This window comes from Nocardioides asiaticus (assembly GCF_040049175.1).
Taxonomy (GTDB): domain Bacteria; phylum Actinomycetota; class Actinomycetes; order Propionibacteriales; family Nocardioidaceae; genus Nocardioides; species Nocardioides cheoyonin.
Window position 1 is genome coordinate 1 of sequence record NZ_JBDZDM010000008.1, and the last position, 22,724, is coordinate 22,724.

General features: G+C 70.9%; 20 protein-coding genes and 1 pseudogene. 13 read left to right on the forward strand and 8 right to left on the reverse strand.

Translation table 11 applies throughout. From position 1 onward, the window contains the following. Positions 1-135: 135 nt before the first annotated feature. Together ABLE53_RS23305 and ABLE53_RS23310 are read left to right on the forward strand one after the other, a co-directional pair. Positions 136-699, forward strand: coding sequence for a CBS domain-containing protein (locus ABLE53_RS23305; RefSeq protein ID WP_348861570.1), 564 nt, complete (start codon positions 136-138; stop codon positions 697-699). Between the two features lie 94 nt (positions 700-793). Continuing rightward, a complete protein-coding gene (locus ABLE53_RS23310) occupies positions 794-1,207 on the forward strand; it encodes a hypothetical protein (protein ID WP_348861571.1) in 414 nt (137 codons plus the stop codon). Positions 1,208-1,233: 26 nt separating this feature from the next. On the opposite strand, the gene ABLE53_RS23315 is transcribed toward ABLE53_RS23310, so the two are convergent. Together ABLE53_RS23315 and ABLE53_RS23320 are read right to left on the reverse strand one after the other, a co-directional pair. After that, on the reverse strand, positions 1,234-1,704 hold the full coding sequence (locus tag ABLE53_RS23315) for a hypothetical protein (RefSeq protein WP_348861572.1): 471 nt from the start codon (positions 1,702-1,704) through the stop codon (positions 1,234-1,236). Positions 1,705-1,787: 83 nt separating this feature from the next. Beyond that, positions 1,788-2,738 carry a cation diffusion facilitator family transporter gene (locus ABLE53_RS23320; protein ID WP_348861573.1) on the reverse strand — a complete coding sequence of 317 codons (951 nt, stop codon included), beginning with the start codon at positions 2,736-2,738 and terminating at the stop codon, positions 1,788-1,790. Between the two features lie 250 nt (positions 2,739-2,988). On the opposite strand from ABLE53_RS23320, the gene ABLE53_RS23325 reads away from it, so the two are divergent. The 3 genes from ABLE53_RS23325 to ABLE53_RS23335 all read left to right on the forward strand — a co-directional run bounded on the left by ABLE53_RS23325 (position 2,989) and on the right by ABLE53_RS23335 (position 5,852). After that, complete coding sequence (locus tag ABLE53_RS23325; RefSeq protein ID WP_348861574.1) at positions 2,989-4,095, forward strand: Dyp-type peroxidase; 1,107 nt, start codon at positions 2,989-2,991, stop codon at positions 4,093-4,095. Continuing rightward, a complete protein-coding gene (locus tag ABLE53_RS23330; RefSeq protein ID WP_348861576.1) occupies positions 4,092-4,892 on the forward strand; it encodes a family 1 encapsulin nanocompartment shell protein in 801 nt (266 codons plus the stop codon). The genes ABLE53_RS23325 and ABLE53_RS23330 overlap by 4 nt, the downstream gene beginning before the upstream one ends. A gap of 63 nt (positions 4,893-4,955) precedes the next feature. After that, positions 4,956-5,852: an MFS transporter gene (locus tag ABLE53_RS23335; RefSeq protein ID WP_348861754.1), complete on the forward strand. Its 897-nt coding sequence runs from the start codon at positions 4,956-4,958 to the stop codon at positions 5,850-5,852. Between the two features lie 51 nt (positions 5,853-5,903). On the opposite strand, the gene ABLE53_RS23340 is transcribed toward ABLE53_RS23335, so the two are convergent. Next, on the reverse strand, positions 5,904-6,893 hold the full coding sequence (locus ABLE53_RS23340; RefSeq protein WP_348861577.1) for an ABC transporter substrate-binding protein: 990 nt from the start codon (positions 6,891-6,893) through the stop codon (positions 5,904-5,906). 104 nt (positions 6,894-6,997) lie between these two features. Between ABLE53_RS23340 and ABLE53_RS23345 the strand changes: the two genes are divergently transcribed. The 3 genes from ABLE53_RS23345 to ABLE53_RS23355 all read left to right on the forward strand — a co-directional run bounded on the left by ABLE53_RS23345 (position 6,998) and on the right by ABLE53_RS23355 (position 9,877). Next, on the forward strand, positions 6,998-7,654 hold the full coding sequence (locus tag ABLE53_RS23345; RefSeq protein WP_348861578.1) for a PadR family transcriptional regulator: 657 nt from the start codon (positions 6,998-7,000) through the stop codon (positions 7,652-7,654). Between the two features lie 79 nt (positions 7,655-7,733). Beyond that, positions 7,734-9,176: an MFS transporter gene (locus ABLE53_RS23350; protein ID WP_348861579.1), complete on the forward strand. Its 1,443-nt coding sequence runs from the start codon at positions 7,734-7,736 to the stop codon at positions 9,174-9,176. Further along, positions 9,173-9,877, forward strand: coding sequence for a class II aldolase/adducin family protein (locus ABLE53_RS23355; RefSeq protein WP_348861580.1), 705 nt, complete (start codon positions 9,173-9,175; stop codon positions 9,875-9,877). The genes ABLE53_RS23350 and ABLE53_RS23355 overlap by 4 nt, the downstream gene beginning before the upstream one ends. Before the next feature lie 16 nt (positions 9,878-9,893). On the opposite strand, the pseudogene ABLE53_RS23360 reads toward ABLE53_RS23355, so the two are convergent. From ABLE53_RS23360 to ABLE53_RS23370, 3 genes and pseudogenes are all read right to left on the reverse strand, one after another. Continuing rightward, positions 9,894-11,296: pseudogene (locus ABLE53_RS23360) on the reverse strand (L-serine ammonia-lyase). A gap of 4 nt (positions 11,297-11,300) precedes the next feature. Next, positions 11,301-12,629, reverse strand: a complete 1,329-nt coding sequence (locus tag ABLE53_RS23365) for a DUF3100 domain-containing protein (RefSeq protein WP_348861581.1) — start codon at positions 12,627-12,629, stop codon at positions 11,301-11,303. Next, positions 12,626-13,816, reverse strand: coding sequence for an amidohydrolase (locus ABLE53_RS23370; protein ID WP_348861582.1), 1,191 nt, complete (start codon positions 13,814-13,816; stop codon positions 12,626-12,628). The genes ABLE53_RS23365 and ABLE53_RS23370 overlap by 4 nt, the downstream gene beginning before the upstream one ends. An 88-nt stretch (positions 13,817-13,904) precedes the next feature. Between ABLE53_RS23370 and ABLE53_RS23375 the strand changes: the two genes are divergently transcribed. Both ABLE53_RS23375 and ABLE53_RS23380 read left to right on the forward strand, forming a co-directional pair. After that, positions 13,905-14,963 carry an Lrp/AsnC family transcriptional regulator gene (locus ABLE53_RS23375; RefSeq protein WP_348861583.1) on the forward strand — a complete coding sequence of 353 codons (1,059 nt, stop codon included), beginning with the start codon at positions 13,905-13,907 and terminating at the stop codon, positions 14,961-14,963. A gap of 263 nt (positions 14,964-15,226) precedes the next feature. Beyond that, the gene (locus ABLE53_RS23380) at positions 15,227-15,874 is read left to right on the forward strand and encodes a hypothetical protein (protein WP_348861584.1); all 648 of its coding nucleotides are present in this window, start codon (positions 15,227-15,229) and stop codon (positions 15,872-15,874) included. Between the two features lie 4 nt (positions 15,875-15,878). Here ABLE53_RS23380 and ABLE53_RS23385 read toward each other — a convergent pair whose 3' ends face one another. Next, positions 15,879-19,718, reverse strand: a complete 3,840-nt coding sequence (locus ABLE53_RS23385) for an adenylate/guanylate cyclase domain-containing protein (RefSeq protein WP_348861585.1) — start codon at positions 19,716-19,718, stop codon at positions 15,879-15,881. A 138-nt stretch (positions 19,719-19,856) separates the two neighbouring features. Beyond that, positions 19,857-20,534, reverse strand: coding sequence for a Crp/Fnr family transcriptional regulator (locus ABLE53_RS23390; protein WP_348861586.1), 678 nt, complete (start codon positions 20,532-20,534; stop codon positions 19,857-19,859). 226 nt (positions 20,535-20,760) lie between these two features. Here ABLE53_RS23390 and ABLE53_RS23395 point away from each other — a divergent pair, with 226 nt between their 5' ends. From ABLE53_RS23395 to mddA, 3 genes are all read left to right on the forward strand, one after another. Next, entirely contained in the window at positions 20,761-21,063 is a 303-nt protein-coding gene (locus tag ABLE53_RS23395; protein WP_348861587.1) for a hypothetical protein, read from the forward strand. A gap of 111 nt (positions 21,064-21,174) precedes the next feature. Next, positions 21,175-21,927, forward strand: a complete 753-nt coding sequence (locus ABLE53_RS23400) for a hypothetical protein (protein ID WP_348861588.1) — start codon at positions 21,175-21,177, stop codon at positions 21,925-21,927. Next, entirely contained in the window at positions 21,924-22,715 is a 792-nt protein-coding gene (mddA, locus tag ABLE53_RS23405; RefSeq protein ID WP_348861589.1) for a methanethiol S-methyltransferase, read from the forward strand. Before ABLE53_RS23400 ends, mddA begins: the two co-directional genes overlap by 4 nt. The last annotated feature ends 9 nt before the right edge of the window (positions 22,716-22,724 follow it).

The following is a 22,724-nucleotide window of genomic DNA, read 5'->3' on the forward strand; positions in this document are numbered from 1 at the left end:
GGTCTCGGAGACCATCGAGGCGTTCAACAAGATCGCCGACGGGGAGTACGACCACGTGGCCGAGCAGGCCTTCTTCATGTGCGGCGGTCTGGACGACGTCGAGCGGAAGTGGGCCGAGATCCAGAAGGGCCTGTGATGACCCGCGAGGAGGGCATCGCCGAGCGGTTCGGGCTCGTCGGCGACTGGGCAGCCGCCGCAACGCGATCCGGCGAGGGGCTCCTCGACCCGCATGCCATCGTCGCCGACGCCATGGTCCGATATCCGAAGCAGTTCGGTCCGGCGGCGACGGTCGCCGATGTGCGCGTGCAGTTCGGTGATGATCACGTGCTGGCGGCACTGCTCGTCGACGACGGGAGGCTGCAGACGGTCGTGGAGCGCGGTGATCTGACGGCCCGGCTGCCCAGGATCGCTCGGGCCGCAGACATCGGGACGCTCAGCGGCCGAACCGTACTTCCGGACGCGGACCTGCGAGCGACCTGGGCGTTGATGAGATCCGTCGGTCGACGGCGGCTGGCCGTGGTCACAGATCGCGGTTACCTCCTCGGTCTGCTGTGCCTGAAGAGAAGCGGTCTCGGGTTCTGCTCCGACGCGGGCGTCTCCGCCCGTGCCGCCGAGCGGCTCTCGACGCCGACCGCCGACGAGGCTCCCGAGACGCAGATGCTTCCGCTCACGAGCGTGGCGCGCGCCGTCGCGTTGTGAAGGCCGGGGACCAACGTTGCCCGGCGGCACAAGGTTGGCGCCTCGTGCCGGCGCGGTGGTTCCGGTCGGGCAGTGGCGTCGCCACGATGACGGCATGGTCACCTACTTCACGGCAAGGACCGACGCCGATGCGCTCGATGCACGAGCGACGCCGCCCGAGGGCCTGGAGACGATCAGGACGTCCCTGGCTCCCGATGACCCCGCGTTCACCCTCTTGATCGAGCTGATCTACGGCGAGGAGCGCAGCGACGCGGAGGCCAAGCGGATCGCGCCGGTCCCGAGCGTTGAGGGCGACGGACTGACGAGGATCGGATCCGTCCTGCGAGACAGGGTGGCCGCGATGGACGAACGCACGCTGCAGGACCTCGCTGCGCCGTGGTCCTCGAGCGCGACGCGGAGGCTCGAAGGCCTCGATGTCGACGCCGAAGCCTTCCTCACCGACTTCCAGCACCTGTGTCGCCACGCGCGCGCCACGGACGCCGACGTGTACGCGGCCGACTTCCTCTGACCGGGCACGCCGCTCGCCGCGTGCGCTCAGGCGACGAAGTCGATGCGGTGGTCCACCCCGGCGTACGAGGCGATCTCGCCCGCTCGCCGGCCTTGCAGCCGGGGGTAGATGGGGGAGTCCAGTGAGATGCCCTCGTAGACGGCCCCGTCGGACTCGAAGGGGCTCGACGCGACGCCGACCACGTAACGGCGATCATCGAGGCCCACGACGGCCCCGGGCCCGACGACATCGGTCAGGGAGAAGTCGAGGCGCTCGGCGTCCGCCAGCAGACGCGACTGCCGGGTTGCGGAGTCATCGAACAGCCCCTGCAGGTCGTCGGCCTCGTCCGACTGGGAGATGTCGTCCGGCTCCAGCGTCGCCCCCTCCTGGCCGAGCTCTCCGGTGCGCTGCTCGAAGCCGGCCGTGCTGTCCAGCGCCTCCATGCCTGCTCTCAGATGCGCCAGCAGCGCGTCGTGTATCCGCGACTTGGTGGCTTGGTCGATGTTCTGTGGAGTCATGCCTGCCTTCTCTCCTCGTCTATTCGTGGCCCCGGACCCGACGCGGACCGCGGTCGGTGGTGATCTGTGCCGGGCAGCATGGGCTAGGTCGGCGGCGCGAGGTACCAGCTAGGGAGGCCGCCCGGTTCCAATGCGACCGGATCGCCGGGTCGCGAGAGGGTCAACACCGCGTGGGCGATGTTGGGCTCGGCCTGCAGGCGATCCTCGATGGCGGCCAGCTGCGCGGCCACTCCCGACTCCGGCAGGTCACCGACGAGGTCGACGGCGGCGACCACGTAGATCCGGTCCGCACCGACCCACTCGGTACGCAGATAGCTCACGCGTTCGATGCTGGGCTGCTCGAGTAGCAGCTGCAGCACGGCGTTGTGCGCGAGCGGTGTCGCCTGCTCGCCGGCGAGGAAGTCCATGTTGCGCACGATGAGGAACAGCGCCACGCCACCGAGAAGGAGTCCGACGATGATCGATCCGATCGGATCCCACATGGGGTTGTCGGTCTTCTGGTGGAGCACGATGCAGGTGCCTGCGACGACGAGGCCGAGGAGCGCGGAGAGGTCTTCGGCGAACACGGCGCGGAGCATCGGATTGGACGTGACCCGGACGTAGCGCAGCGGCTGCAGGCGGCGCTCCCGTGCGCCGGCTCGGGTCTGTCGCAGCGACTGGAGGAAGGAGATGCCCTCCAGGACGAACGAGACGGCGAGGACGCCGTACGCCACGGAGTAGGAGGTCACCGGTGCTGGGTGGGTGAGAAGCGCGTGGATCCCGTGCCAGAGCGAGAGCGCGGACCCCACGGTGAAGATCCCGAAGGCGGCGAACATCGACCACACATAGCCGACCCGGCCGTAACCGAGGGGATGCTGGGCATCCGCGGGCCGGTCCGCCGCGTGGGAACCGATCAGGAGAAGCGCCTCGTTGCCCGTGTCCGCCCAGGAGTGGGCGGCCTCGGCCGCCATGGAGGCCGACCCCGTCACGGCAGCGGCGGCGGTCTTCGCGACGGCGATGAGCGCATTGGCGCTGAAGGCGACCACGATGGTCACCAGACCTTGGTCAGCGGCGGTCGCGGATGGCCCGGAGTGCCTTGCCACGACCCACGACGATAGCTGCGACGGCCGCGGTGGCGGTCGCTGTTCGGCTGGCCGATCCCGCTTCGTCCGACGCCTTGGCGCAGCGCACAGTGGGGGCTATCGGTCATGACACCGCCCTCAAGCTGTCCCTGCTCTTCCACGGCGTCTCCCGCTAGCGTGGAGTGCGATGCGGCGTCGGCTCGATGACAGGTAGGTGAGGCGCGTGACGCCCCTGGATCGGGCCCAGGATGTGTTGGCGCCCCCGGCGAAGGCGGCGATCTTCCTCACCGTCACGGTGCGGAAGGGCCATGAGGACGACGTACGCGATGCCCTGGCCGATGTGCCCGGTCTGATCCGTGCTGTCGGCTTTCGGGTGCCCGAGCTGCGCCTGAGCTGTGTCGTCGGCCTCGGTGCCGAGATCTGGGACCGCCTCTACGACGAGCCTCGGCCGACGGGGCTGCATCCCTTCCGGCCACTGGTCGGTGCCCGCCACACGGCGGTCGCCACGCCTGGTGACCTGCTGTTCCACATCCGCGCCGATCGACCCGATCTGTGCTTCGAGCTCGCGCGCCAGCTGATGCTGAGGTTCGCCGGAGCCGTCGACAGCGTCGACGAGGTGCACGGATTCCGCTACTGGGACGAACGAGACCTCCTCGGATTCGTGGACGGCACCGAGAGCCCCACCTCACCCGTCGCGGCGGTCGACGCCGCGTTGATCGGGGACGAGAAGGACCCGTACTACGGCGCCAGCTTCGTCATCGTCCAGAAGTACCTGCACGACCTCACTGCGTGGGATGCGCTGCCCGTCGAGCAGCAGGAGCTCGTCATCGGACGCAAGAAGCTCAGCGACGTGGAGCTGCCCGACTCGGTCAAGCCCTCGAACTCCCACGTGGTGGCGAACACCATCGTCGGCCCGGACGGCGAGGAGCGGCAGATCGTGCGCGACAACATGCCGTTCGGCACGGTCGGCACGGGTCAGCTCGGCACCTTCTTCATCGCGTACGCCGCAGATCCGGCCGTCACCGAGGAGATGCTCCAGAACATGTTCCTCGGGCAGCCACCTGGCAACCACGACAGGATCCTCGACTTCTCCATCGCGGTCACCGGCTGCCTCTTCTTCGTCCCGCCCGCGGACTTCCTCGAGGACCCTGAGCCGTTCTTCGACGCCGCGACCCGGGCCGGGGCACCCGTCAGTGGACACGACAGCGAGACCACTGGGTCAGATGAGGCGACATCGGCCGACGGCCCCGACCCGATCCCCGACGATTCACTCGGCTCACTCGGCATCGGCAGCCTGAAGAGCAGCAGCCAAAGGAGAAACCCGTCATGAACAACCTCCATCGCGAGCTCGCCCCCATCACCGAGGCGGCCTGGGCCGAGATCGAGGAGGAGGCACGGCGTACTTTCACCCGATGGATCGCGGGTCGCCGTGTCATCGACGTCATCGGCCCCGAGGGCACCGAGCTCGCGGCCGTCGGCACCGGCCATCTCCAGCCCATCGACGCAGGGATGGACGGGGTCATCACGCATCAGCGGATGGCGCAGCTCCTGATGGAGATGCGGGTGCCGTTCCGCCTCGAACGGTCAGCCGTCGACGATGTCGAGCGCGGCGCCCAGGACTCCGACTGGCAGCCGGTCAAGGACGCAGCGCAGAAGATGGCTCTGGCCGAGGACCGGGCGATCTTCCACGGCTCGGCAGCCGCCGGCATCACGGGGCTCGTAGCGAGCAGCTCCAACGCCCCGCTCTCGGTGGCCTCCGAAGCACGGCAGCTTCCCGACACGGTCGCCAAGGCGCTGACCGCGCTCAGGCTCGTCGGCGTCGACGGCCCGTACAACCTGTTGCTCTCGGCCGAGCTCTACACCGCCGTCTCGGAGACGACGGACCAGGGCTACCCGATCCTGCACCACCTGGCCCGTCTTCTCGACAGCGACATCATCTGGGCGCCGGCACTGGACGGTGCCGTGCTGCTGACGACCCGTGGTGGCGACTACGCGCTGCATCTCGGCCAGGACCTGTCGATCGGCTACCACTCCCACGACGACCAGCATGTCGAGCTCTACCTGCAGGAGTCCTTGACCTTCGCTGCGTACACGGCCGAGGCAAGTGTTCCGCTGCCGGTGCACTGAGGCGAGTCGGCCGCGCACACAGCGCGACTGGCGACCTGTGGCGGCCGCTCTCGTCATCGCGGGCTGGGGAGCCGACTCGCAACGGGTGTCGCAACCGGACTCATCGTCTCGGCCGGTGGCATCTGGCTGAAGGAGCTCTCCGGACCTGACAGCAGGGGAGTGCGCCGCATCATCTACGCGACCGGCGCCGGCTTCGCGGTGGGTCCCCTGGTTGCGGGCGCCGTGGCCGAGTGGCTGCCTCGTCCCACGGTCCTGCCATGCCTGCTGCACGCCACCCTTGCCGTTGCGGTGCTCGCCTTGACGTCGGTCACGCTCGAGACTGCGCACCTGGCGGCACCGGTCGAGAGCCCCGGTGCGGGCGATCGATGGTCAGCGATCTCCCATCCGCGATTCGTCGGCATCGTCCTTCCCGCCAGCCCGGCCATCTTCGCCGCCGTCACCGTGTCGTACGTCGTGCTGCCGCCGCTGGTGGTCGACCGTGTCAGGGACCACGCGCCGCTCTTCAGCGGGATCGTCGCGGCGGTGACCCTCACGGTGGGCCTTGCCGTCCAGCCCCTCGCCGCACGTATCGACCGCCCGGGGAGTGCCCGTGCGACGTTGGCCGCGATGGCGACCGTCGTGGGCGGTCTGCTCCTCGGAGCGCTGGCCGTCGAGCTGACCTCGCCCGTCCTGGTGGTGGGTGCGGCAGTGCTCCTCGGGGCGGGCTACGGGCTCACGATCGAGTCGGGTCTCGCCGAGATCAGACGCATCGCCCCCCCGAGCGCGCTTCCGACGGCGGCCGCGCTGTTCCAGGGCGTGGCACACAGTGGGTTCCTGGCGCCGCTGTTCCTGGCCGTCAGCGCGAGCTCGATCTCGTACCCACGGCTGCTTCTCGGTCTGGCGCTTGTTGGAGCCGCGCTGTTGGTGGCAGCAGCGGCGTACAGCGGGCGCACCTCCACGTGGGCGGACAACACCCCGTAGTCGCTGATCGCTCTCGAGGTCGTCCAAGAGGGTGGCCGGTGCCGCGGCATGTCAGATGCGGGTGTCCTCGAGGGTCTCCGGCGCGAAGAGCTCCTCTGGTTCGAGCAGGCGGCCGGCGAGGCCCTGATCGTGGGAGTAGCGCAGGAAGGTGCGCAGGGTCTCGACGTTGCGGTCAAGGCCGTAGGGCCAGTAGTCGTCGCCGAGGATGCTCTTGGTGCGGGCGACCTCGTCATGGAGCCAGGGCAGCATGTAGCGCGCGGCGGCGGTCTCCTCGATGTTGTCCTCGCAGAGTCGCTTGGCCTCGCAGAAGGCGTCGTACAGGGAGCGGGCGAGCCAGCGGTTGCGCTCATAGACGTCGCGGCGGAGGACGACGACGTGCATGATCGGGAAGATGCCGGTGGCGCGGAAGTAGTCGACCTCGGCCGGTCCCGAGGGCTCGAAGAGGCGGCGTACGCGACCGTCGGCCGCGGTGAAGCTGGCGGGTGTCCGCGGGGTGTACAGGGCGTCGATCTCGCCGGTTGCGAGCATCTCGGAGAGCGTCTGGTCGGCGTCGATCGGCTTGATCCGGATGTCGGAGGGCAGCGTCACGGCGAGCTTCTCGGGCCGGCCGGGGTCGTGCAGACCGCCGGTGCGGTAGACCACGGACTCGGCCGGGACGCCATGGCGGTCGGCGAGAATGCCGCGGATCCAGACGTTGGCGGTCAGCTGGTACTCCGCGACGCCGACCTGGCGGCCGACGAGGTCCTCGGGGCGCTCGATGCCCGAGGCCGCTGAGACGTAGATGCCGCTGTGCCGGAAGAGCCGGGAGGGGAAGACGGGGAGGGCCACGAACGGCGCGTCGCCGCGGGTGAGGCTGACGACGTAGCTGGACAGCGACATCTCCGAGGCGTCGAACTCCCGGAACCGTGCCATCCGGAAGAAGGTCTCTTCGACCTGCTGCGGCAGGTAGGTCAGGTCGACGCCGGCCGGGCGGACGCGTCCGTCCCGGAGCGCCTCCGTGCGGTCGTATCGTTCGCAGGCAAGGGTGAGGGGCACGGTCATGGTCGTCCTCGGCAGTTTCGGGCGCGCCGTTGCGGTCGTCGGCCGGTCGGGTGGAGTGTGTATGACGATACATAAATCGATGCTGGGCTGAAAGGTGGTCGCTGATGTCGTTGCGCCACGCGTTGCTGGCGCTGCTCGATGCCGGGCCGATGACCGGGTACGAGCTGGCCAAGCAGTTCGACGTCTCGGTGACCTACCTCTGGCACGCGCCGCACTCGCAGATCTACCCCGAGCTGCGCCGGATGGAGGCCGAGGGCCTGATCGAGGCGGAGGCGCTGCCACGCGGGGAGCGGGCCACCAAGCGGGCGTACTCGCTGACCGCTCGTGGGGGAGAGGAGCTCGTCGAGTGGGTCCAGAGGCTGGAGCGCCCGGCGCGGGTCCGTGAGCCGGCGTACCTGCGGGCGACGTACTTCGAGTACGAGTCCTTCGACGAGACCCGGCGCCACTTCGAGGAGCACCGCGACCATCACCGGGCGGTCCAGGAGCACTGGCAGCAGCACGTGGCTCGGCTGCAACGGCACGACACCGACCTGATGCGGCGCCGTCTCGAGGCGGCGCCCGAGGCGGCGCACGACGCGATCGTCGCCTACAAGGTGCACGCCTACGAGGGGCTGATCGAGCGGGCGCGGGCCGAGGTGGCGTGGGCGGAACGTGGCCTCGCGCTGGTCGAACGGCTCGAGCACACCAGCCGCATCCCTCACGGGCGCCCGGTCGTGCGCCCCCACGTCCTGGCCGACGAAGAGGTCGCCGAGCAGATTTAGGTATTGCTTGACATACCCGGCGGTGAGTGGTCGAGTGTGCTCGATCACATTCGGACCTCCAAGATCGGGGCACACAGCCATGTCCGGCAACGACTCCGCCGTACGCGCGCCGCGCGAGCTGAACGGCTCCACTGCCGTCGCGATCCTCGTCTATCTCGGCCTGAGCCTGCAGCTGCTCCAGGTCGGGATCATCCCGCTGCTGCCGCAGATCGGCGAGGCGGTTCACTCGACGCCCGCCAACACCTCCTGGCTGGTGACCGCGAGCCTGTTGTCGGGCGCGGTGTTCCTCGCGGTGCTCTCGCGCCTGGCCGACTTGATCGGCAAGAAGGCGGTCGTCCTGCTCGCTCTCGCCCTCGTCTTCGTCGGGTCGGTGATCGGCTGCTTCGTCGACTCCCTCGGCGGCCTGGTGCTCGCGCGGGTCCTGATGGGGGCGATCATGCCGATGCTGGCCCTGCCGGAGGCGATCGCCTCGGACACGATGGCGCCGCGACGCGCCCAGTTCACCATCGGTGCGATCCACTCCGGCACCGGCGCGGGGATCTCGGCCGGCCTCCTGCTCGGGGCACTGGCCGCGACCGGACATGCGTCCTGGCGGGCGTACTTCGTGGTGGGCGTCATCGCCTCGCTCCTGGGCCTGGTCGCGGTGGTGGCCGGTGTGCGGGACTCCGACGCCCGCGCCGAGGGACATCTCGACGTCATCGGCGCGATCCTGCTCGCGCTCGGCCCGGTCGGGGTGCTGCTGGCGATCACCGAGGGTCCGTCCTGGGGCTGGACCTCCGGCCGGGTCCTGGCCGCCGGTCTCGGCGGTCTGGTGATCCTCGCGATCTGGTGGGTCCAGCAGCGGCGTGCGCGCTACCCGCTGATCAACGTCGGCTACCTCCTCGCCCCGGCCGTCCGGCTGCCGTACGCGATCACCTTCCTCGCGGCGATCGGGATCTACAGCGCCCTCTCCGCGGTCACCCGGCTGGCGCAGACGCCGGCCGTGACCGGTGCCGGCTACGGCTGGTCGGCCTCCGAGGCGGCGTGGTACGCCGTGCCCCAGCTGATCGGCTCGGTGCTCAGCTTCTTCGTCATCCGGGCGCTCGTGCACCGCGGACGGCAGGTCGAGGCGCTCGCCCTGGGAGCGGGGCTGCTCGTGGTCAGCTTCCTGCTCTACGGCCCGCTGGTCGCGCACGCGGCCGGCACGCTGGTCGCGCTTCTGGTCGACTCCGCCGGCCTGGCGCTCGTCCTCGCACTGACCCAGATCATCATCCTGCGCAGCGTCCCGGCCGAGCAGTCCGGCATGGCCGTGGGGCTCTCGATCGTCATGTACGCCGCCGGCAACTCGCTCGGCAGCGCGATCACCGGGTCGCTGTTCGCCGGACACGCCAACGCCGCCGGCGTACCCACCCTCGACGCCTACCGGCTCTCCTTCCTCATCTCCGGCATCGCCGCACTCGTCGCGCTCGCGGCATGCTGGCCGTTGCTGCAGCGGGCCCGCCGCGCCGTACGTCCCTCGTCGGGCCAGCAGGTCCCGGCGTGAGCGATCCGGGCACGATCGCCGCCGAGACGGCGCTGGCAAACCGCGCGCTCGGTGCGGCCGGCCAGTCCGACATGGTCTGGGGACACGCCTCGCTGCGCGACCCCGAGGGGCGCGGGGTCTGGATGAAGGCGTCCGGCTGGTCCTTCGACGAGATCGGTCCGGACCGGGTCGTGCTGGTGGGTCACGACGGCTCAGTCCTCGACGGGGACGGGAGCCGGCACATCGAGTACCCCATCCACACCCGGGTGATGGCTGCACGGCGCGACGTCGGCTGCGTCGTGCACACCCATTCGCCCTCGGCCGTCTCCTTCGCCTCCCTCGGCGTTCCGCTGCGGGCGATCTCGCACGACGGCGTCGAGTTCGCCGAGCCCCAGATCCCGCGGTTCACCCTCACCGGCAGCCTGATCCGGACCGACGACCTCGGGGACGCGCTCGCGGAGACGATCGGCGACGGAGTCGGCGCCCTGATCCCGAACCACGGGCTGGTGACGATCGGGGAGGACCCGGCTGCCGCCGTGATGCGCGCGCTCCTGCTCGACCGCGCCTGCCGCAACCAGCTCACGGCGATGGCCGCCGGCGAGCTCCGGAGCTGGTCGGACAGCGAGGAGCTGGCGCTCAAGCGGTCGGAGGTCTGGCCGCCGAGCCAGCTCTGCGCCGGGTACGACTACCTGTGCCGCAAGGCGGGCGCCACCGAGTCCTGACCCGCGTTGGCGAGTCTCAGCAGTCGACGACGTTGACGGCGAGCCCGGCGAGCGACGTCTCCTTGTAGGCGGCCTTCATGTCGGCGCCGGTCTCGCGCATGGTGCGGATGACCTGGTCGAGAGAGACCAGGTGACGGCCGTCGCCGTGCAAGGCGAGCCGCGCGGCGTTGATGGCCTTGGCCGCGCCCATGGCGTTGCGTTCGATGCAGGGGATCTGGACGAGGCCGCCGACGGGATCGCAGGTGAGGCCGAGGTTGTGTTCCATGGCGATCTCGGCGGCGTTCTCGACCTGTTCGGGGGTGCCTCCGAGGACCTCGCAGAGCCCTGCGGCCGCCATCGACGATGCCGAGCCGACCTCGCCTTGAAACCGACCTCGGCGCCGGAGATGGAGGCGTTCTCCTTGTAGAGGGCGCCGATGGCTCCTGCCGTGAGCAGGAAGCGCTCGACCGAGCTGAGCTCACTGGCAGGTTGAACCGGTTGGGCCGGTGCGCAGAACCTCACGTAGTAGTGGAGGACGGCGGGCACGATTCCGGCCGCTCCGTTCGTGGGTGCCGTGACGACTCGGCCGCCGGCGGCGTTCTGCTCGTTGACGGCCATGGCGAAGGCGTTCACCCAGTCCAGCGGGGACAGTGCGTCCGTGTCGTGGGCGGAGCTGAGGCGGCGGAAGAGCTCTGGGGCGCGACGCGGTACCTTGAGGCCGCCCGGGAGGATGCCATCGGTGTGACAGCCCGTCTCTACGCACTCCTGCATGACCTGCCAGACGCGACCGATGTGGTTGCGTACGTCGGACCGTGATCGTCGTCCACACTCGTTGGCGAGCATCACCTCGCTGATCGGGAGGCCGGTCTCACGGCAGCGGGCGAGCAGGTCGGCTGCCGAGGAGAAGGGGTACGGCGCCGGTCCGGACGCGGTGGGCACGGCGGGCGCGGCGCCGGAGTCGCACGAACCGGGCTCGTCGATGACGAAGCCTCCGCCGACGGAGTATGAGGTGCGGGTCAGGAGCACGTGCCCGTCGACGTCGTACGCATGGAAGCGCAGGCCGTTGGGGTGGAACGGAAGCGTCTCCCGCGGGTGGAGCTCGAGCTCGTGGTCGAGGTCGAAGGCCACGCGCTGCATGCCCAGCAGGTGGAGCTCCGGTCGGTCGCGCAGTCGCTCGAGCCGATCGCAGGCAACGGTGGTGTCGACCGTCTCGGGATGGTGACCTTCGAGGCCGAGGAGCACGGCGCGGTCGCTGCCGTGTCCGGCCCCCGTGGCGGCGAGGGAGCCGTACAGCTCGACCCGCACGCGCGCGACCGCCTCGAGGTCGCCGAGGTCGGCGAGGGTCTGCACGAAGGACCGGGCGGCTCGCATCGGGCCCACGGTGTGAGAGCTGGAGGGCCCGATGCCGACGCTGAAGAGGTCGAAGATGCTGACGGTCACGGGCTCAGTGGAGGGCCAGCTCGGCGATGGCGGCCGAGGCGACGAAGGTCGCGGCGAAGGAGACCAGGCCGACCGGGATCACGCGCCAGCCGATCCGTCGCATCAGCGGAGCATCCTTGCCCAGCCCCAGGCCCGCAAACGCCAGTACCGGGGTGGTGAGGGCGAGAAAGTCGACCGGCGTCATGATGTCGACCAGCCGATCCGAGAGCGGCGACCACGGGCAACTGACGAGGATGCCGATCGTCGTGACGCCGATGATCGTGGAAAGCCGGGTCAGTCGGTTGAGCCCCTGGGCGAGAAGCACGATGGTCACCAGCACAGCGAGTCCGACGAGGAAGCGCCACTGCAGCCCGTGGCCGAAGATCGCCTCCGCGAGGACCATGGCGACAGCCATGAGCGGCAGTGCGAACCAGCCGGACAGCGCGGACGGGCCGGCTACGGCAGCCGTGACGCTCTTCTCGGCGTCCGACCGGGCCGGGGTGCCCGGTGCCGCGGCAGGATCGGCGCTCGCACCGGAGCGGGTGAGGAAGCGGTAGAAGCGCTCGGCGAGCGGCAGGGCGACGTACATGCCGACGTAGAGACCGAGGAAGCCGGTGACGAGGTTGCTGATGGCGGCTACGGCGAGTGCCTGCTGGGCCATGTCGGGGTATTGGGAGGCGATCGACGCGGTCGCTGCCGCCATGACCGAGCCGGAGCCGACGCCGGCGCCCATGGCGAGTGCGAGCGGATCGAAGACCCCGGCGTGTGCGAGGAAGGAGGCGAGCAGCGAGACGTAGAGCGCACCGACGATCGTGCCGAAGACGTACATCGCGAGAACGCCGCGGTACTCGTCGGAGTCCGCGCCGTGGCGCTCGGCGACCATCGCGAATGAGCCCTCACGGTCGATGGAGAAGCAGGCGCCGACGGTCGCGCGGCCCATCTTGAGCAGGACAGCGACCGGAAGGGAGAACAGCACCGTGCCGAAGAGGTGACCGACCTCCTGGAGCAACAGGGCCGCACCGACGTGCTTGAGGACGGGCAGGTTCTGTCCGACGGTCAGCGCAAGCCGCGCGCCGAGCAGCAGGATGCCCGTGGGGGCGAGCGCCGCCGCGATCTGCTGCAGCCGGACCGGCAGAGCTCGCACCCGTTGGATCGAGATGACGGCGCCGAGGATGATGGCCCAGGCGAGCGGATAGATGGTGACATCGCCGATCCCGAGGTTGAGCGTGTGGGCCCCGAGCAGCTCGGAAACGGCGGTGAGCAGCAGCCCGAGCGTGGCGACGACAGCCATCGCGGCCGCGGGCCTGGTCGTGCCTAGACGAAAGGTGCGTGGAGTGCTGGTAAGAGCGGTCATCGGTTCTCCTCGGAGCCCGGCCGGCGATAGGGGGCCCGCGCTGCTCGCTCGGCGAGCAGCGCAGCGCGCGCGTCGGCGTCCTCGGCGACCGCGATGATGGTGCGGGCCAGTGCGCGAGCACCGTCGAGGACGGCGTCGTCACCGGCAGGGGAGGCGGCGTCGGCGGCGAAGCCGTGAGTGTGCGGAGCGTGCTCACTGCCGATGACGCCGACCGTGGGGTGGATCGCCGGCAGGTACTGCGAGACATTGCCCATATCGGTCGACCCGCCGGCGAGGGTCCGAGTGCCGAACTCGCGTCCCAGGCCGGTGACGGCGTCGGCGTACGCCGCGGCGAGCCGCGGGTCCTGGTCGAGCGGCTCGTACTCCGGCTCGGTCAGGTCCGCGGTCCAGCTACATCCTGAGGCCACGGCGCCGGCCTCGAAGCAGGCGAGGACCCGCTCCTTGAGCCGTCGGTGCTCCGCGACGTCGAACTCGCGGATCTCGACGTCTACCACCACGTGCTCGGGGATGATGTTGGTGACCTTCCCGCCTTCGCGCACGAACGCCGCGACGCGCGCCGTCGCCGGAAGCTGCTGGCGAAGCAGCCCGAGTGCAACCTGGGCAAGTACGGCGGCATCTGCGGCATTGACTCCGAGATGAGGTGCGGCGGCGGCGTGCGCCGCCCGTCCGGCATAGGTGACGGCGAACCGTGCCACCCCTTGCGACGGAGCCTGGTCAGGGCGCAGGTCGAGCGGGCCGGGGTGCACCATCACCGCGCAGGCCAGGTCGTCGAAGAGGCCTGCCTCGAGCATCAAGACCTTGCCACCACCGTGCTCCTCGGCCGGCGTGCCGAGCACGACGACGGTGAGGTCGAGTCGGTCGGCGATCTCGGCGAGACCGAGCGCGGCACCGACGGCGCTCGCCGCGATGATGTTGTGGCCACAGGCGTGACCGATCTCCGGCAGGGCGTCGTACTCTGCGCAGATCCCCACTGCGAAGGAGCCGCTTCCGTACGTCGCGCTGAAGGCGGTCTCCATCCCGGCGACGCCGTGGCGCACGTCGAACCCGGCGGCAGCGAGCATTCCGCTCACTGCCGCGGCGGACCGGTGCTCCTCGAAGGCGAGCTCTCCGAGCTCGTGCACCGTGTGGCTCAGCGCGAGCAGGTCGGGGCCGCGGCCGTTGATCACTGCTTCGGCGTCGGCGAGCATGTGGGTAGCCGAGGCCGGTTCGGACAGTGCGGACATGGTGCTCCCGGTGTTTGCGTCGTGATGAAGACCATGAGAACGATGCGGTCTCGTGACGCAATGGGGCGGTGGGCTGCATGATTTCCGCATGAATGGAGGCAATGCGCTGGAATTCGCCATCAATGAGGTCGACCTGGCGCTGATCAGTGCGCTGCAGCTGAATCCTCGGGCCAGCTGGGCAGAGGTCGGCAGGGTGCTGGCGATCGACGCGTCGACGGTCTCCCGACGCTGGGCGAGGCTCGCCGAGGAGGGTGCTGCGTGGGTCTCGTGTCAGCCGTTGTTCACCTCCGCCCCCGCGCTGGGCTTCATCGAGATCACGGTCGACGCCGGTCACTCGCTCGACGTCGCAGCAGAGCTCGCCGCGGACCCTCAGGCGATGACGATCGACGTCGCCGCCGGTGCGCGCGATCTGCTGGTCACGGTCACCTGCCTCGACGGGTTCCAGTTGGCGACCTATCTCCTCGAGCGCGTCTCGCGCGTCCCGCACGTCCGTTCCGTACAGAGTCACGTCATCGCCGCCTCGTACGCCGACGCCAGCCAGTGGCGGCTGCGCGCCCTGGACAAAGCGCAGGAGACCAGGATGAGGTCGACGCTGCCGCGCCGGTCCGGCGAGCCGACGCGACGCACGGTGGGGCCTCGTGAACGTGCCTTGGTCGCCGCCCTCTCCCAGGACGGTCGCGCGTCGCTCGCCGATCTCGCGGCCGTGATCGATGCAAGCGAGACCACGGCGAGGCGGCGTCTCGATGCGCTCGTGGGTCAGGGACAGGTCCGGCTGCGCTGCGAGCTGGCCCGCGTCCTGACCGGGTTCCCGGTCTCGGAGTGGTTCTTCGTACGCGTCCCCTCCGATCGGATCGATGCGGCCGCCAAGAGCCTCGCCACGATCCCCGAGGTACGCGCTGTGCTCTCGGCTGCCGGACCGTTCAATCTGCTCGTTGCAGTCTGGCTGCGAACGGTCGTGGACGGACAACGACTGGAGACGCAGGTCATGCAGAAGCTCCCGCATGTCGAGATCGTGGATCGCAGCGTCGTGATCCGGCCCTTCAAGCTCGCCGGCCGCATGCTGGATCCGCGGGGCTTCGCCACTGGCGTCGTCCCGCTCGAGCTCGCTTAGCGACATTGCACGAGCCGAAGTAGCCGCCCGCCGTGGCCCTGTCGCCTAGTTGACAGCACGGGTGTCGGTTCGATGGCTGCTCGCCCGCACCCGCCTCCTTACGTTGGCGAGGACGCGCAGGAGTGGTGATGGCACGAGTGCGGGGGAGGACCGCTGCGCGCGGCTCGCATCCGTGCCTCTGACCCGGGGAGGGGCGCATGTCCGCATCCAGTCAACGACGACAGCGGAGGGTGACCGCAGTCTTTGCGGCAACACTGTTCTCGGTGCTCGCGCTTCTCGCGAACCACACGACAGCCGTGGGGTCGACGCCACCGCCCGGCGGCGTCTGGGGCCTGCCCGGCGTGCCGCTGACGCTGGTGGCCGGCGCGCTCAGGCTGCCGACGGGCCTTGCCGTCGCGCACCTGGCGAACGGAGCCAACGGGCCGGTCACGCTGACGATCGGGCCGTGCGTCCCGCAGCCCGGGATCTCGTGCGCGGGAGTGCTGAGCGAGTTCTCGCTGATCGGGAGCTTCAAGGACGCGGCGGGCCACCCGCTGTACTCCGACAGCGACCCGGCGTCGGTCAGCTGGACGTGCAACGACCAGGTGTGCCCGGCCGACTTCGTCCCCGGCAGCACTCTCTCCGAGCTGCAGGTCCGGGAGTTCAACGCTCACACGATGTACGTCGCGCTCCGCAACCCGAACGGGACGTTCCAGCCGTTCGCGCCGGCACCGGCGTGCAACGGCGTCGACGACGCGCCGCTGCCCACCGGCACCATCGACCGGCAGGACACGGGCGGTCGTGCGTTCTGCGTCGACGTGGGCGCCATCAGTCGTGCCGACGCGCGGTGCGACACCGTCTGCTCGTCCTGGTCGGGACCGCTGACGATGCCGGTGCTGTTCGTCGAGGATCCGAAGTTCATGGGGACGTGACTCCTCAGCGCGGGTAGCGACGGCTGCCGACGAAGCCCAGCTGGGCCAGGGCCGTCTCGGCGGCGTGTGCGTACTCCGCCGCCTGCGCCGGGGAGCCGAGCCCGCGGCTGACCCGGGCGAGCTCGGCGAGGACGAACCCGAGCTCGACCCGGCTTTGCGCCTCCGCGAGCTCGCGAGCCCGCCGCAGCCTGTTGAAGGCAGCGGCCGACTCGCCGAGGTCGGCGAGCGCCGCCCCGTGGAGGCGCAACAGCCAGGGCAGGAGCTGTACGTCGCCCAGCGACTCCGCACGCTTCGCCGCCTCGGCCGCCCGGGTGGCCGCCTGCTCGGCGTCCCCCGACTCGAGCGCCGTCCACGCGAGGGCAGCATCGGTCTCGAGCACCTCCGCCGGCTCGCCGAGCTCCAGCAGGCGCTCGCGGGCGCGGGCGAGCAGGTCAGCTCCTTCGTCGGCTCGACCGGTCAGCGCCATCGCCGTGCCCAGGGCCCGGCCCGCCGTCGCGGCGTACTCCTCCAGCCCGACGGAGCGCAGCACCGGGATCAGCTCGGCGAACAGCGTGCGCGCCTCCTCCAGGCGGCCGGTCCTGAGCAGCACGTCCCCGACGTTGTACTCCGCGGCGGCCGCCTTGACCGCGTAACCCGCGTCGGTGGCGAGCCGCTGGGCCCGACGGAACATCTCGAGCGCCTCGATCCCGCGACCCTCCAGCCACGCCAGCATCGCCAGGTTGTTGAGCGCCCGGGACTGGCCGGCCCGGTCTCCGAGGCGCTCGTACAGGCTGATCGCCTCTCGCGCGGAGTCGGCATGGGAGGCGTCGCCGAGCATCGCCTGCGCGGTGAAGACGGCCTGCAACGCCTCGGCCCGCGCCGCGAGGTCGCCCGATCTGCGCGCGTGCGACTCGGCGCGGCGCCCCCACTCGAGAGCGTCGCGGTACCGGCCCTGGCTCTCCCGGGCGATGGCGTAGAAGGCCTCGATGCGAGCGAGCGCGGCCTGGTGGCCCTCGTCGTCCTCGGAGAGCAGGCGACGACCGCGGGTGAGCTTCCGCAGTGCCACGCTCAGCCTCCCGCGCCGGTAGTCGATCTCGGCCTCCCGCCGCAGCAGGAGCGCCGCCGCGACTGGACTGTCGGCGATCGCGCGCCGGGCCGCGCGGTACGGCTCGAGCGCCTCCTCCTGGCGGCCGATCCGGAAGCGGGCGTCGCCGAGTGCGATGTTCGTCGCCACGAGGTCCTCGGTCGGGACGAGCCGGACCTGGCGGGCCGCCTGCAGGGCGCGGACGAAGAGCTCCTCGGCCTGGACGTAGGCGTACTTGTCCGCCGCCCGCTCCCCGGCGATCCGCGAGTAGTGCCAGGCCTTGTCGGGCCGGTCCGCCTGGCTGAAGTGCAGGGAGAGGACCTCGGCGATCTCGTCCGGGTCCGACGCCTGCGCCTCGAGCAGATCGCCGGCGGCACCGTGCAGCGCCCGCCGGGACCGGAAGGGGAGCGTCTCGTACGCCGTGTCCCGGACGAGCTGGTGGACGAAGAGGAACGAGTCCCCGTCCGGCCGGAGGAAACGTGCCATCCGCCTCGCCGCGGCGGCGCCCGTGGGGAGACCTCTGCCTCCGAGCAGGGCGCGCAGTGCGCGGCGCTCGAAGCGCATGCCGAGGACCGAGGCGTGGAGCAGCGCCGTACGCTCGGGTGCCGGCAGTCGGTCGAGCTCGCTCGTGATCAGCGCCTCGACGGTGTCGGGGAGCGCGTCGGGGGCCTCGCCGGCGAGCGAGGCGTGCAGCAGTCCCCGCAGGAAGAGCGGGTTCCCCTCCGCCCGCCGGGTCACGGCGTCGATCGCCTTCTGCGGCAGCTTCTCCGCCGCGCCCATCAGCTGCGCCAGCCGCACCGCGGCAGCCTCGTCGAGCGGTGCCAGCCGCATCGCGGTCGTCGTACGCTGCGGCACGAACCCGTCGGGGACGTCCCGCCTCGTCACGACGACGAGCCAGGACCGGTCGGCCACGTCGGCGCACAGCCGGTCGAGCAGACCGGCCGAGGCGTCGTCCATGAGATGGACGTCCTCGAAGACCAGCACGGTCCGCTCGGGCAGCACGGCGGCGAGGCACTGCGCGGCGACCTCCTGCAGCTTCGCCTGCCGGAACCGGTCGTCGACCGCGTCGACCTCCGCAGTGGACGGCACGTCGATGTCGACGATCTTGGCCAGCACCGGCAACCACGCCAGCAGCGTGGGATCGGACGCGGCGACGGCCTCGTGCAGCGCCGCGTCGTCCTGCTGGCCGCCCGGGAGCCGTAGCGCGGACTCGAAGAGCGCGCGGAAGGGCCAGTACGGCGTCAGCGTCTCGTACTCGTTGCAGCTGACCAGGTACGACGGCACCTCCAGGTCGGCCAGGAGCGCCTGCAGGAGCCGGGTCTTGCCGATGCCCGGCTCGCCGACGATCTCGACGAGCGCGCCGTTGCCGTCCGACGCGGCTTCGACGGCCGCACGGAGCGCCGCGAGCTCCGCGTCGCGGCCGGTGAGCTCGACGTCCGGGCTGACCGTCTCCGACTCCAGGCGCTGCAGGACCGAGCTGCCGAGCCTGGCCACCTCGATGGGCTCCGACTTGCCCTTGACCCTCATCGGCGGGAGCACGTCGTGCTCGAAGCGGGCACTGGAGTGGGCCAGCGTCGCCAGCGTGACGAGCGCCGTGGCCGGTCGGGCCGAGGCCGCGAGCCTGGCTGCGACGTTCACCGCATCGCCCTTCACCGAGTACGTACGACAGAAGGTCGGGCCGAGCACGCCGGCGAACACCGCGCCGCGCGCGATACCCGCTCGGACCGGCAACGGCGTCGTCGAGGCGAGCAGGTCCTGCACGGCACGCAGCAGCCGGTCCTCGTTGTGCTCGCCGCTGCGAGGCGCGCCTGCGACCAGCAGGATCCGGACGCCGTCGGTGTCGATGTCGGACTCGAGGAACGTCACGCCGTGGCGCTGCGCGGCATGCTGGACGAGCTGGACGCACTCGTCGAGAGCCGCGACGACCTGGCCGGCCCCGCGATCGACGAGAAGCCCGTCGGTCCCCGAGAACCGGACGAACCCGACGGCGACCTTGCGATGCGCGGCGGAGAACTCGCGGTCGAGCAGGTAGTCGCGGACCGGCGGCGACAGCACGCCCGCGAGATCCACGCCCGCGGCGTCCATCAGGTCGGTGGCCACGGGAGTCTCGTGGACGTGCGGCGCACGGGCCAGCAGCGGCAGCGTGCCGTCGACGGCGACGCAGGCGTCGGGGAGCAGCGCCGCCGTCTCGGGGGAGAGGCGGATCTCGTCCGTGCGGGCCGCGGACTCGACCTGCACTGCCCGCGTCGCCGTCGCCCCGCACACGATCAGCTCGCGATGCACGTCCGGATCGCCGACGAGGAAGAGGTCGAGCTCGCCGCTGTGGAGGCCGACCGACATCCGCAGGCGGACGGGTCCGTCGCCGGTGTGCACGGTGCCGGCCCGGCGCAGGCCGCCGCGCATCTCGTACGCCGTACGCGCCGCTCGGGTCGCGTGGTGCTCGCCCTGGAAGAGCAGGACGACCGCATCCCCGGCCCACTTCACCAGGTAGGCACCGTGGCGGCGGGCGGTCCGGAGCAGCTCGCTGAAGGTGGCGTCGAGGATGTCGGTGAGCTCCTCGGCTCCGACCCGCCCGCGCGCTGCGAGCCGTTCGGTGAGTCGGGTGAAGCCGGAGATGTCCACGATCGCGAGCGTGCCGGCGACCGTCCGGCGCGCCGACGAGTCGTCGTCCGCCAGCCAGGTCCGCAGCAGCGGGGGGACGTACGGCGCGAGCTCACCCTCCTGCCACGGGTCGAGGTCGGGTCCGACTACGGCAGCAAGAGACGCAGACGGTGTCCTCATCGACGACCCCCCCGAGGTGACGCGCGTACGCACCGTCGACGGTAAAGATGCGCCACCTCCGACAGCATGTCTGCGACCCGGCTATCCCCAGAATGAGGGAAGTTCCACGGCTCCACCCCCATCTCTCGAGAACGCCGCTCACGACTCCACGTAGCGCTGCAGGGCCACCGGGTCGCGAAGCACGACGCTCTTCCCGTCGAGCTCGATCCAGGCGTGCCTGGCCAGTCCCGACAGCGCCTTGTTGACCGACTGGCGGCTCACCCCGAGCTGCGCGGCGACGACCGACTGGCTGGCGCCGAGGTCCGACACCGTCCTCCCGCCCGACCCGGCCCGCGCGCGCAGCAACAGCAGCTTGGCGACGCGGCGCGGCAGGTCGAGGAACACCAGGTCGCCCATGGTGCCGGTGAGTCGGCGCACCTGCGCGGCGAGCTCGCACGCGGCGGCGAGCACCGCCTGCGGGTCGCTCATCAGGGCGCCGCGGGCGACGTCCGCGGGCACGGCGACCAGCTCGGACAGCTCGGCGGCGACCACGTCGGCCGACCGCGGCTTCCGGTCCAGCAGCGAGAGCTCGCCGATCACCTCGCCCGGACCGACCGTGGAGAGGACGAACTGCTCGCCGTGTGGCGAGGTGGTCAGCACGCGGAGCAGCCCGGACCGCACGACGTACAGGTGCTCGCTCGGCTCGCCGGTGACGAAGAGGATCTGGTTCGCCGCGATGCGGCGCGTGAACGCGGCCGCCGCCACCCGCTGGAGCGCTGCGTCGTCCAAGGCGGCGAAGAGTCGCACGCGTGCGAGCTCGGCCGCCACTCCGCTCATCAAGGTCCCCATCTGTGCCTCCCCGCATGGAGCCTCCACGCCCATCGTGCCCACGGGTGGGCTCGATGACCATGGGTGACCAGAACGGCGTGGCGCCATGCCACGACGTACGGCGCGGTGTCGCCCAGATGACAGCCGAGGCGTCTCCTAGGTGGCTGTCGGCCGCCGCGTGTCCCGTCAGAGTCAGAGGTGTCGCGCAAGCGCACAACGACCAAAGGAGGCCATCATGCGCAAGATCAGTAAGGGTGTCGCAAGCTTCGCCATCGCCGGCGCCGCCCTAGTGCCCATCATCGCCACGGCAACCCCCGCCGAGGCGGCCGCCCACCAGTCCGGGCTGGTCAACGTCAACGTAGAGAACGTCCTGAACGGCAACCAGGTCACCATCCTCCAGAACGTCTCGATCCCCGTCGCCGCCGCGCTCTGCAACATCAACGCCAACGTGCTCAGCACGCAGCTGCAGAACAACCAGCGGGGCAACTGCCCGGCCTTCAGCACGGCGACGCAGAGGGCCTTCGTCTACTACAACTGACCAGGTCCCACGACGGGGCGAGGGTCCGGCCCTCGCCCCGTCGTCGCGTGTCCGAGCAGTTGAGGCAGATGCCTCACGCGTGGTGGTCGGGCGGCGCCCGATGCTCGGGGCATGGCAATCAAGCAGACCCCACGCCGGGCCGTCGAGGAGATCGTGAGCGCTCCTCGCCTGCCGGCCGGCGACGACGAGCGATTCCTCGGGTACGGCGCCTTCGGCGTCCCGTTCTCCAGCGGCCACTACCTGGCGCTGCGCGACTTCGTCGCCAGCTCGGTCGGGCCCGCCTTCCGTGCGGTCTGGCACCGCGGCCCGGCCGGACGCTGGACGATCCACACCACCACCGCGCCGGAGCTCAGCTGCGGGCGCTACTTCGGCTCCGCGATCACTGACAGCGTGGTGCCGGAGATCGGGGTCGACTGGCTCTCGGACTGGTCCCTCGAGGTCACGGTCGGCGACCGGCTGAGGTGGCACCTCGACCTCGGCCGTACGCCGCTCACCCGCCTCATGACCGGCGTGGCCCGCCTGCTGCCGTACGACGCGTGGCCCGGCGACTCGGTGCTGAGCGCCGTCGGGCCTCCGGCGGGCGCGCTGCTCGGCACGGGGCGCCTGCGCCTGGAGGGTGCGACGCCGGACGGACCGCGCTTCCGGATCGCGCCGCGGCACGTCTGGCGCGTGGTCGGCGGACGGGCGACGGTCGACGGCGTCGACATCGGCCACCCGGCACCCCTGGACCAGCAGACCCGGCTCGGTGACCTCTGGCTGCCCCAGCGCGGGCTCTTCTTCGTCGGCAAGACCCGCTTCACCCCGCCGGCGAGCGCCGGACGCACCCGGCCCGCCCCGGCCGCGCGTACGGGGGTGCCGTCGTGACCACGACCGCGGCACCCGCGCGGGTGGGCAGCGTGCGCATCCTCGGCTTCGCGTACGGCGTGGCGGCGTACGTCGCGTTCCTCGGCGTCTTCCTCTACGCGGTCGCGTTCGTCGAGGACGCGAAGGTCACGGTCGGAGGGACGCTGCTGGTCCCGCGCACGATCGACCGCGGCGGGCCGGACACGGGCACGGCGACCGCGGTCGTCGTCGACGTGCTCCTGCTCTCGCTCTTCGCGGTGCAGCACAGCGTGATGGCGCGGACGTCATTCAAGCGCTGGCTCACCCGGCACCTGCCGGCCTCGGTCGAGCGGAGCACCTTCGTGCTGGCGGCCTCGGCCTGCCTGGCGCTGCTGGAGTGGGGCTGGCACCCGGTCACCGGCACCGTCTGGGACGTCTCCGGCGCCGGGCCGCGCGGCGTGCTCCGGGCTGTGTCCCTGGCCGGGTTCGGGCTCGTCCTCGCGAGCACGTTCCTGATCAACCACTTCGACCTGTTCGGGCTGCGCCAGGTGACGGCCGCGCTCCGTGGCCGCACGCTGCCGGCGTACACCCTCGTCACGCCGCTCTGGTACGCCGTCGTCCGCCATCCGATCTACCTCGGCTTCCTGATCGCCTTCTGGGTGACGCCGACGATGACCGCCGGCCACCTGCTGTTCGCGGCGATGACGACCGGCTACATCCTGGTCGGCATCTGGTTCGAGGAGCGCGACCTGGTCGCGCAGTTCGGCGAGGCCTACCGCGCCTACCGTCGCCGGGTGCCGATGCTGGTCCCCGGACGGCGCCGTGCCTGACAATCAGCT